This window comes from Brevundimonas sp. (assembly GCF_044336875.1).
In the GTDB taxonomy this organism is placed as follows: Bacteria; Pseudomonadota; Alphaproteobacteria; order Caulobacterales; family Caulobacteraceae; genus Brevundimonas.
Genome location: NZ_JBIIOP010000036.1, coordinates 1 through 8,973 on the forward strand (window position 1 = coordinate 1; position 8,973 = coordinate 8,973).

Annotated in this window: 12 protein-coding genes and 1 tRNA gene; all 13 read right to left on the reverse strand. The window is 68.2% G+C overall.

What is annotated here, in order from left to right; all coding sequences use genetic code 11:
• Positions 1–313 precede the first annotated feature (313 nt).
• Positions 314–390, reverse strand: a tRNA-Arg gene (locus ACIQ1T_RS18665).
• A gap of 222 nt (positions 391–612) precedes the next feature.
• Positions 613–1,071, reverse strand: coding sequence for a hypothetical protein (locus ACIQ1T_RS18670; RefSeq protein ID WP_395946066.1), 459 nt, complete (start codon positions 1,069–1,071; stop codon positions 613–615).
• A gap of 10 nt (positions 1,072–1,081) precedes the next feature.
• The gene (locus ACIQ1T_RS18675) at positions 1,082–1,675 is read right to left on the reverse strand and encodes a response regulator (RefSeq protein ID WP_395946067.1); all 594 of its coding nucleotides are present in this window, start codon (positions 1,673–1,675) and stop codon (positions 1,082–1,084) included.
• 4 nt (positions 1,676–1,679) lie between these two features.
• Positions 1,680–2,021 carry a hypothetical protein gene (locus tag ACIQ1T_RS18680; RefSeq protein WP_395946068.1) on the reverse strand — a complete coding sequence of 114 codons (342 nt, stop codon included), beginning with the start codon at positions 2,019–2,021 and terminating at the stop codon, positions 1,680–1,682.
• Positions 2,021–2,566, reverse strand: a complete 546-nt coding sequence (locus ACIQ1T_RS18685) for a chemotaxis protein CheD (RefSeq protein WP_395946069.1) — start codon at positions 2,564–2,566, stop codon at positions 2,021–2,023. Before ACIQ1T_RS18685 ends, ACIQ1T_RS18680 begins: the two co-directional genes overlap by 1 nt.
• Positions 2,563–2,952, reverse strand: a complete 390-nt coding sequence (locus ACIQ1T_RS18690) for a response regulator (protein WP_395946070.1) — start codon at positions 2,950–2,952, stop codon at positions 2,563–2,565. Before ACIQ1T_RS18690 ends, ACIQ1T_RS18685 begins: the two co-directional genes overlap by 4 nt.
• A 19-nt stretch (positions 2,953–2,971) precedes the next feature.
• On the reverse strand, positions 2,972–4,012 hold the full coding sequence (locus ACIQ1T_RS18695) for a chemotaxis response regulator protein-glutamate methylesterase (RefSeq protein WP_395946071.1): 1,041 nt from the start codon (positions 4,010–4,012) through the stop codon (positions 2,972–2,974).
• The gene (locus ACIQ1T_RS18700) at positions 4,012–4,872 is read right to left on the reverse strand and encodes a CheR family methyltransferase (RefSeq protein ID WP_395946072.1); all 861 of its coding nucleotides are present in this window, start codon (positions 4,870–4,872) and stop codon (positions 4,012–4,014) included. The genes ACIQ1T_RS18695 and ACIQ1T_RS18700 overlap by 1 nt, the downstream gene beginning before the upstream one ends.
• Entirely contained in the window at positions 4,869–5,324 is a 456-nt protein-coding gene (locus tag ACIQ1T_RS18705; RefSeq protein ID WP_395946073.1) for a chemotaxis protein CheW, read from the reverse strand. The genes ACIQ1T_RS18700 and ACIQ1T_RS18705 overlap by 4 nt, the downstream gene beginning before the upstream one ends.
• A gap of 3 nt (positions 5,325–5,327) precedes the next feature.
• Positions 5,328–7,559 (reverse strand): chemotaxis protein CheA, encoded by a 2,232-nt coding sequence (locus tag ACIQ1T_RS18710; RefSeq protein ID WP_395946074.1) that lies wholly within the window; start codon positions 7,557–7,559, stop codon positions 5,328–5,330.
• 28 nt (positions 7,560–7,587) lie between these two features.
• Complete coding sequence (locus ACIQ1T_RS18715; RefSeq protein ID WP_395946075.1) at positions 7,588–7,953, reverse strand: response regulator; 366 nt, start codon at positions 7,951–7,953, stop codon at positions 7,588–7,590.
• On the reverse strand, positions 7,950–8,231 hold the full coding sequence (locus ACIQ1T_RS18720) for an STAS domain-containing protein (RefSeq protein WP_395946076.1): 282 nt from the start codon (positions 8,229–8,231) through the stop codon (positions 7,950–7,952). The genes ACIQ1T_RS18715 and ACIQ1T_RS18720 overlap by 4 nt, the downstream gene beginning before the upstream one ends.
• Positions 8,232–8,303: 72 nt before the next feature.
• Positions 8,304–8,973 (reverse strand): methyl-accepting chemotaxis protein (locus tag ACIQ1T_RS18725; protein WP_395946077.1); only part of this gene is annotated, 670 nt, incomplete at its 5' end.

Consider the following 8,973-nt stretch of genomic DNA (forward strand, 5'->3'; position numbering starts at 1 on the left):
TTGGGGAAATAGGGCTCCAGCCGAGCCATCTGCTCGTCCGTCAGCCAATACAGGTCGCTCATAATCCAGACTCCTCAGGAGCCTGAATCAGATCGCGCGCCTCCCATCAATGGGTCCTGAGCCTAGCGCCAATCGGAATGTCGAGGTTCTCAGAACATGTCCGAACTAGGCAGTTGTGCCAATGCGCGGTCCTGGCGCACTGCTGACACTAGCTGCTGAGCGGGCCTGCGCAGCGCCATTCTTGAGAGCGACTCGCATCTTGAGCGACCCTTAGTGTGTATTGAGCAGGTTCTAAGTGGTCTCGACAAAAACATGGCGACCCCGGAGGGACTCCAACCCCCGACCTCGGCTTTAGGAAAGCCTTGCTCTATGCAGCTGAGCTACGGGGCCACTGGCGCATGACCTAGCGGTTCAGTGCGCGCGAGAAAAGATGGTCCCGCGTCTGATCTTCAATTTTCGTCCCGTTCCGGGCCCGTCGCGGCCGCAGACGCCGGCTTGTGGTTAATCCATCTTAAGATACAATATCTTGCGGTGAACAAATCACGAATCAGGCCGAGTCCGCGATTCGGTCCCGATTCGTTTCGCCCCTGTTCCCGCCCGGCGGCCGGGCCGTTAACCGGCGCGCGGGATATGGGCGACGACGGCGCGCAGCCCGGCCAGCAACTGATCCGTCGCCGCCCCCGGACGGCCGTCGTCCGCCAGGATCAGCGACAGGGCGCGGACATGGACCTCGACCGAGGGCCAGGACCATTGCTCGGCCGCAGCCATGCGGTGGGCCGCCTCGCACAGGCTGTAGGCGGCGGCGTAGAAGGGCGGGATCTCGAGGAAGCCGGCCATGTCCACTAGGGCCGAGGCCAGGGCGTAGACGTCGCCGTCGGCGCCGTCGGCCCGCGCTGCGCACAGGGCGGCCAGGGCGTCGACATTGGCCTGAAGGATCAGCATGGTCCGCTCGCGCTGGGCCTCCAGCCCCTGTTCGGCGCGCGCCACGGCCTCGGCCAGAGTCACCCCGCCCGGGCGGGCCATCTGCCGCTGCAGCGAGGTGGCGATGTTGCGGATGTGGGGCGCGGTCATCCGGCGGGGCTCACAGGCTGACCTTCATCGGCTTCATCATCATGTCGATGTCGTCCTGGTCCATATTGGCCTCGACCGCCTCGCCCAGCTCCCCCGACAGGTCGTTGCCGCGACGGCCGTCCTCGCCGGGCGGAGGGCCGTAGTTGCGCACCCGCCTGTCGGGACCGACATACTGGTCCGCATCGACGAACTGGCGCATCTCCCCGCCCAGCCAGACGATCCGTTTCAGCAGGACCGCGGGCGTCAGGGGCTTGGCGACGATGAAGCTGGCGCCGCAGTCGCGCCCCCGCGCCACCCGCGTACGGGCGGCATGACCCAGGATCATGATCACGGGGGTGAAACGGGCCGGCTCGGGCGCCTCGCGCCGCAGCCAGTGGACGAAGTCATAGCCGTCCATCTCGGGCATGGCGCAGTCGACCAGAATCAGGTCGACGGCCCGGCGCTGGACCAGTTCGACCGCCTCCTTGGCGGAATGGCATTTCAGCTGCTCGCGGACCCCGAAGCCCTGAACGATCGAGCCGAGCAGATCCAGCGACGTGGGCTGATCGTCGACCAGAAGCACCGTGGCATGCGCCAGATTGACCTTGTCCGACGCCTTGGACACGTCTTTAGAACAGCATCAGGTCGCCGGAGTCGGGCGCCTCGGCGGTCTGCATGCCGGCGGCGGGGCGCAGGCGCACGGCCATGTCGGCCAGCGAGATGCGACTGACGGATTCGGCCGGGGTGGCGCCGTTCCCCAGCATGCGCAGCACGCCCGACAGGGCCTCGAGCCTTTGCGTCAGGGCGTCCAGGGCCTGGGCCTCGGTAAAGGCCTCGGCGCGTTCTTCCGGCGGAGCGCGGCGCACCAGGCGGCTGACCAGAGCCTCGACATGATCGATTCCCTCGCGCACGCGCATCAGCTCGTCGGCGACGGCGGCCAGCAGTTCGGCGTGTTCGGGAGGGGCGTGCATCAGAACAGTTCCAGAGCGCCGGTGTCCACCGGGGGAGGCGCGACGGGGATGGGCTTGGGCGCCACGGTGTCGGTCACGGCGCGCTGCATGGCGCGGCCCGACACGGGCCAGTAGTGCAGGCGGCGGCCGCCCTCTCCGCGCAGGCTGCCGCCCACGACCGGGATGCCTTCGTCGCGCAGGAATTTCTCGGCGAAATCGGCGTTGGCGCGGCCCACGTCGCGCAGGGAGTCGAACATCCGCCCGCCGCCGAACAGCTTGGCCTCCAGACGCTCGCGGCGCCCGCCGGCCTTCAGCACGTCGTTGATCAGCAGTTCCATCGCATAGGCGCCGTAGCGACGGCCGGCGTCGGTCCCGGCGCCCGAGCCCTCGGGCAGCAGGAAATGGTTCATGCCGCCGACGCCGGCGACCGGGTCACGCAGACACATGGCCACGCACGAACCCAGTATGGTGCTGAGCACGACGTTCGGGTCGGTCGTGACATGGTGTTCGCCCTGCCCGACGTGCAGCCGCTTCTCGGTGCTGTCCTTGAGGGCCGAGAAATTCATGTCAGCGCGCCGAACACGGCTTCCATCTTGCCCTTCAGCTGGGCGACGGTGAACGGCTTGACCAGATAGTTGTTGACGCCGAACTGCACGGCCCGCTGCACCAGTTCGCGGTCGGCCCGGCCCGTCAGCATGATGAAGGCGGTCTTGGAGGTCGGCGGGTGGGCGCGCACGGCGCGCAGCAGGCCCAGGCCGTCCAGGTTCGGCATGTTGTAGTCCGAGATGATCAGGTGCGCGGGCTTGGTGAGGATGTCGCGCAGGGCGAGCTCGCCGTCGGCGGCCTCGCGGATCTCGCGCACGCCGAGCTGTTGCAGGCTGTTACGCACCAGCGAACGCATGGTCATCTGATCGTCGACGACCAGGCAGTGGAGAGAGGCGGCTACGGGCATGATTTACGCTCCCGGGGGGTCAGGCGACAGACCGTGCGGCCGGATCGGCGCACAGTTCGAGGATTGCGGGGGCCAGGCGGTGAAGCGGCAGTTGCCGCTCCACGGCGCCCAGTTCGAAGGCGGCCTTGGGCATGCCGTAGACGACCGAGGTCGCCTCGTCCTGTCCCAGGGTCCGACCGCCGGCGTCGCGCATGGCCTTCAGGCCCTTGGCGCCGTCCTTGCCCATGCCGGTCAGGATCACGCCGGTCATCGGCCGCTTCAGGCGGACGACGGAATCGAACATGACGTCGACCGAGGGGCGATGGCCGTTGACGGGATCGCTGGCGACCAGGCGGCAGCGCGGGGTCAGGCCGGGCGAGACCTCCAGATGGGCCGCGCCGCCGGGAGCCAGATAGATGTGGCCGGGCTTCAGCTGGTCGCCGTCGGCGGCCTCGCTGACGGTGGGCGCGCAGACACGGTCCAGACGGGCCGCGAAGCTGGAGGTGAAGGTCGCCGGCATGTGCTGGGTGATGATCGTCGCCGGGCAGTTGGCCGGGAAGCCGCTCAGCACCGTCAGCAGGGCCTCGACCCCTCCGGTGGAAGATCCGATGGCCAGGATGTGGTTCTGGGCGGGACGATAGGCGCTAGGGGCGACGGCCGCTGTCGGCATGTCGGCGCGGGCGCGGACCCGCGACCGGGCGGCCGTCTTCACCTTGCCGATCAGTTCGTGGAAGGCCTCGGCGCTGGCCACGGCCGGCTTGGCCACGGCGTCGACCGCGCCGATTTCCAGCGCCGCCAGGGTCACGTCCGTGCCCGCCGCCGTCAGGGTCGAGACCATGACCACCGGCATGGGCCGCAGCCGCATGATCTTTTCCAGGAACTCCAGCCCGTTCATGTTGGGCATTTCGACGTCCAGGGTCAGGACGTCGGGGTTCAGGGCCTTGATCGCGGCGCGCGCCTCGATCGGATCGGCGGCCGTGCCCACGACCTCGATCTCGGGGTCCGACTTCAGGGCGGCCGAGATCAGGCCGCGCATGGTCAGGCTGTCATCGACGACCAGGACCTTGATGGGTGCGCTCATCAGGCGGCTCCCAGGCGATAGGTGGTCAGGCCGGCGGTCTGCAACTGGCTGGTCGCCGGGCCGGACACGCGCTCGGAATGGCCGATATACAGGGTCGCGCCGGGGTTCATCAGCGGGGTGAACCGCTTCCAGACCCGCTCCTGCGTCGGGTCGTCGAAATAGATGACCACGTTGCGGCAGAAGATGACGTCGAACTTGCCCTTCATCGGCCAGTCGCCGATCAGGTTCAGTTCCTTGAAGGCCACCAGACGCTTCAGTTGCGGCCCCGCCACCCACTGACCGCGGTCGGCGCGGTTGAAATATTTGCGCCACAGGGTCGCCGGCGCCGGTTCCAGCGCCTCTTCGGAATAGGTCCCCTCGTGGCCCTGGGCCACCATGTTCGGGTCGATGTCGGTGGCCAGGATCCGCACGTCCAGATCCGCCGCTTCCGGCAGGACCGACAGCAGGGTCAGGGCCATCGAATAGGGCTCCTGCCCGTTCGAACAGGCCGCCGACCACAGCCGCACCCGGCCGCCGGCGCGGGCGCGCTCGACCAGCTTGGGCAGGACCCGGTCGCGCAGGTCGTCGAAATGGTGGGGCTCGCGATAGAAGCGGGTGACGTTGGTCGTCAGGGCCGCCGTCATCTTCTGGCGTTCGTCGATCCCGTCCACGCCCTCGACCAGGGCGCAGTAGTCGCGGAAGCTGGACAGGCCCAGCGTCCGCAGGCGCTTGGCCAGGCGGGAATAGACCAGCGCAGCCTTGCCCTCGTTCAGGGCGATGCCGGCGTGGGCGTGCAGCATTTCTGCGATCTGACGGAAATCATCAGCCGTGAAGACGAACTCGCCCTCGACAATGGATCCCCGTCCGGCGGCGGGCGTCATGCGGCTTCAGCCTCGACTTGCGGGAGGATGTGGTCCAGTTCGATCAGGCTGATCATGCGGCCGTCGATCGAGAAGATGCCCTTGACGAAGGTCTTCACCTGGTCGCTGGCGACGTCGGGCGTCGGCTGCACCGAGGCGTCGTTCATTTCCAGGATGTCGGACACGGCGTCGACCAGCAGGCCCACCATGCGACCGCCGATGTGCGCGACCATGATGACGTGACGGGCCGTCGGCTCGGACGTCTCCAGACCGAAACGGGCTCCCAGGTCGATGATCGGCAGGACGGTGCCGCGCAGGTTGATGACGCCCTTCATGTAACCGGGCGAGCGCGGCAACGGGGTGGCCGGGGTCCAGCCGCGGATCTCGCGCACCGACATGATGTCGACGCAGAATTCCTGACGGCCGATGCGGAAGGCGATGAGTTCGCGCTGGGAGTCGTTGGCTTCGGTCATGGATCAGCTCGCGAGCTTGAAGTCGGGTCGGGGAGATTTGCGGCGCATGTCGGTGACCAGCACGTCGACATCCAGGATCAGGGCCACGCGGCCGTCGCCCAGGATGGTGGCGGCGGCGACGCCCTCGACCTGCTGGTAGTTGGTTTCCAGGCTCTTGATCACGACCTGGCGCTGGCCCTGGATCGCGTCGAACAGCAGGGCCGCCTGCTGGCCGCCTTCGGTTTCGACGACGACGGCGACGCCCTCGGACGGAACCATCGGGGTCTCGCGGAAGCCCATGGTCAGGGCCACGTCGATCAGCGGCAGGAAGCGGTCACGGAAGCGGATCACCGGATCCACCCCGCCGACATAGTGCAGATCGGCCTCCTGCGGCGTCAGGCTCTCGACGATGGCCGGCAGCGGCGCGATCAGGGTCTGTTCGGCGGCGGCGACCACCATGCCGTCCAGCACGGCCAGGGTCAGCGGCAGGCTGAGGGTGAAGGTCGAGCCCTTGCCGGGAACCGAACTGATCGAGATCCGGCCGCCCAGGGCCTGGATCGAACGCTTGACCACGTCCATGCCCACGCCACGACCCGAGATGTCGGACACGACGGCGGCGGTGGAGAAGCCCGGCAGGAAGATCAGATTGTCGGTCTGTTCGTCGGTCAGGACGGCGTCGGGTGCGATCAGACCCTTGTCGATGGCGATCTTCTTGACCCGCTCGCGGTTGATGCCGCGGCCGTCGTCGGAAATCTCGATCACGATCCGGCCCGAGCGGTGCAGGGCGGCCAGACGCACCGTGCCCTCGGCCGGCTTGCCGGCGGCGACGCGATCGTCGGGCGTCTCCAGCCCGTGGTCGATGGCGTTGCGCAGCATGTGGGTGATGGGCTCGGCCAGGCGTTCGACCACGGTCTTGTCGACCTCGGTGTCCTCGCCGGCCGTGACCAGGCGGACCTGTTTCGAGACCATGTCGGCGACTTCGCGGACCAGGCGCGGCATGCGTTGGAACACCGACTTCACCGGCTGGGCGCGGATGGCCATGACGCTGTCCTGGATCTCGCGCGTCAGCAGTTCCAGGTCTTCCATGCCCAGGGCGATGCCCGACGACCGGGCCAGGCCGCTCTCCAGCACGCGCTGCGACAGCATGGCCTGCTGGATGACCAGTTCGCCGACCACGTTGATCAGGCGGTCGACCCGGTCCAGGTCGACGCGAATGGTCACGGGCGCCGGGGCCACGGGCGCGGCCACCTGAGCCGGCGGCGTCGGCGCGGCAGGCGCGGGGGCCGGCGCAGGCGCAGGAGCCGGCGCAGGGGCCGCTGCGACGGGTGCAGCAACGGGTGCGGCGGCCGGGGCGGGCTCTGCGGCGGCGGGCGCGCCGCCGGCGGCCTTGGCCAGCAGGGCGGCGATGTCCAGTTCGTCGCTGGCGGGCAGGACCGCCGCGGGCTCGTCTTCGAATTCAAAGGCCATTTCAGGCGCGCCCCCCAGCGGCGTGACGGTCAGGTCGCAATCGGCCTCGACGAAGTCGAACACCTCGCGCACGGTCGCCTCGTCGACGGGCGCGGTCAGGTCGATGGTCCAGGTCAGGCAGCCGTCCTCGGCGACCAACACGTCCAGCGTCGGCAGTTCGCTGTCGTCCAGCGACACGGCGATCGGTCCCAGACGGCCCAGTTCGCGCAGCAGCAGCCCGGCTTCATTGGCGCTGCCGTACATCCGGCCGTGCGGCTTGAACACGATGCGCCAGCCCTCGGCGGCGGCCGGCGCATCCGGCGCCGGTCCGTCGAGCGACGGCAATTCCGTCGGCATGTCGAACGCCATCGGCGTGAAGCCGAAATCGTCCTCTTCCTCCTCGACCTCGACGGGAACGTTCTCGCCGTGGGTCAGGACTTGCATCTCGTGCACCAGGCCGGCGGACCGGGCCTCGTCGACCGGCGGCGCCAGGCCCTGGGCCGCCTGGATATGGTCGGCCAGAACGTCGGAGGCGCGCAGCAGGGTCTTGATCGTGACCGGGTCGCATTCCTTCCGCCCGGAGCGCAGCTCGTCCATCAGCGTCTCGAAGACGTGGGCGAAACGCACCAGGGCTTCCAGCCCGAAGGCCCCTGCCCCGCCCTTCACCGAGTGAACGGCGCGGAAGACGGCGTTGATGGTCTCAAGGTCGGTCTGACCCTGTTCCAGCAGCATCAGCTTCGATTCGAGGTCCGCGAGCAACTCGTCGCATTCCTGGAAGAAGGTGGCTTTGATGGATTCGAAGGCGTCCATGGCTTGCGGCCCGACCGATCTCTTTAGGTTAGGCCGCGACGCGGCGAACGGCGTCGACCAGCTTGGCGGGGTCGAACGGCTTGACGATCCAGCCGGTGGCGCCGGCGGCGCGGGCGCGGGCCTTCTTCTCGGCGTCGCTCTCGGTCGTCAGCACCAGCACCGGCGTGGTGCGGTGGTTCGGATCGGCGCGCATGCCCTCGATGAAGCCGAAGCCGTCCATCCGGGGCATGTTGATGTCGGTGATGACCACGTCGGCGCCCTTGGCGGCCAGGGTCTCCAGCCCGTCGATGCCGTCGACGGCCTGGATCACGGTGTAACCCGCGTCTTCCAGGGCCATCAGCAGCATGTCGCGCATGGTGCGGGAATCGTCGACGGTCAGAACGGTCTTGCTCACGAAAGAGCTCCTTCGATTTCTTCGTTGGTTTCGGACGCGCCGAAGGCGGCCCATTGTTCGGTAAAGGCTTCGGACTGGGGGGCGATGGTCAGGTCGACGCCGTCGGCCGCCCAGGTCTTGCGGGCGGACAGCAGCACCTGCAGGCACAGGCCGCCCAGACGCTCGACGTTCGACGCGTTCACCGTCACCGCCTGGCCGCGCAGGGCCAGCAATTCGGCCTTCAACGGCTCGGCGGCGTTCATGTCCAGCACCGGCGCGAGCACTATGGCTTCACTCATCGGACGCCCCTTGTTTCAGTCCACGACCGTTTATGGCCGCGCTTTGGTAAAGATCGCTTGAATGGCCAACCATCAGAACTCTTCCCAACCTTCGCTGTCGGCTTCGGGTTTGCGGGCGGCGCCGCCGCGACCGATGGTCTTCAGCGCCTGGACCATCCGATTGACCGGCTTGGGCTGAGCCTGGGCGGGCGCCGAGGCGCGCACCGGGGTCGGGGCCGAACGTTGGGCCGCGCCCTGCGAACCCGAACCGACCTTGAACTGGGCCACCGAGGCCTGAAGCGCCTCGGCCTCCTGGGCCAGCGAATGGCTGGCGGCGGTCGACTGTTCGACCATGGCCGCATTCTGTTGCGTGACCTGGTCCATCTGGTTCACGGCGGTGTTGACCTGGGCCAGGCCGACGGCCTGTTCCTGAGCCGAGGCGGCGATCTCGCTGACCAGACCGTCGATCTCGGCGACCCGGTCCACGATCCGCTGCAGGGCCTCGCCGGTCTGGCCGACCAGTTTCACGCCCGAGCCGACCTGGGTGGTCGAGGCCGAGATCAGGGTCTTGATCTCCTTGGCGGCCTCCGCCGAACGCTGGGCCAGGGCCCGGACTTCCGAAGCCACGACCGCGAAGCCGCGGCCGGCCTCGCCCGCCCGGGCGGCCTCGACGCCGGCGTTCAGGGCCAGCAGATTGGTCTGGAAGGCGATCTCGTCGATGACGCCGATGATCTGGTTGATCTGCGACGACGAGCCCTCGATG

What these genes read in the sequence shown, in the direction of transcription:
- ACIQ1T_RS18680 (WP_395946068.1), bottom strand. Translation starts at nt 2,021, where the DNA reads ATGCACGCCCCTCCCGAACACGCCGAACTGCTGGCCGCCGTCGCCGAC.
- ACIQ1T_RS18710 (WP_395946074.1), bottom strand. Translation starts at nt 7,559, where the DNA reads ATGGACGCCTTCGAATCCATCAAAGCCACCTTCTTCCAGGAATGCGAC.
- ACIQ1T_RS18670 (WP_395946066.1), bottom strand. Translation starts at nt 1,071, where the DNA reads ATGACCGCGCCCCACATCCGCAACATCGCCACCTCGCTGCAGCGGCAG.
- ACIQ1T_RS18695 (WP_395946071.1), bottom strand. Translation starts at nt 4,012, where the DNA reads ATGAGCGCACCCATCAAGGTCCTGGTCGTCGATGACAGCCTGACCATG.
- ACIQ1T_RS18690 (WP_395946070.1), bottom strand. Translation starts at nt 2,952, where the DNA reads ATGCCCGTAGCCGCCTCTCTCCACTGCCTGGTCGTCGACGATCAGATG.
- ACIQ1T_RS18720 (WP_395946076.1), bottom strand. Translation starts at nt 8,231, where the DNA reads ATGAGTGAAGCCATAGTGCTCGCGCCGGTGCTGGACATGAACGCCGCC.
- ACIQ1T_RS18705 (WP_395946073.1), bottom strand. Translation starts at nt 5,324, where the DNA reads ATGACCGAAGCCAACGACTCCCAGCGCGAACTCATCGCCTTCCGCATC.
- ACIQ1T_RS18700 (WP_395946072.1), bottom strand. Translation starts at nt 4,872, where the DNA reads ATGACGCCCGCCGCCGGACGGGGATCCATTGTCGAGGGCGAGTTCGTC.
- ACIQ1T_RS18685 (WP_395946069.1), bottom strand. Translation starts at nt 2,566, where the DNA reads ATGAATTTCTCGGCCCTCAAGGACAGCACCGAGAAGCGGCTGCACGTC.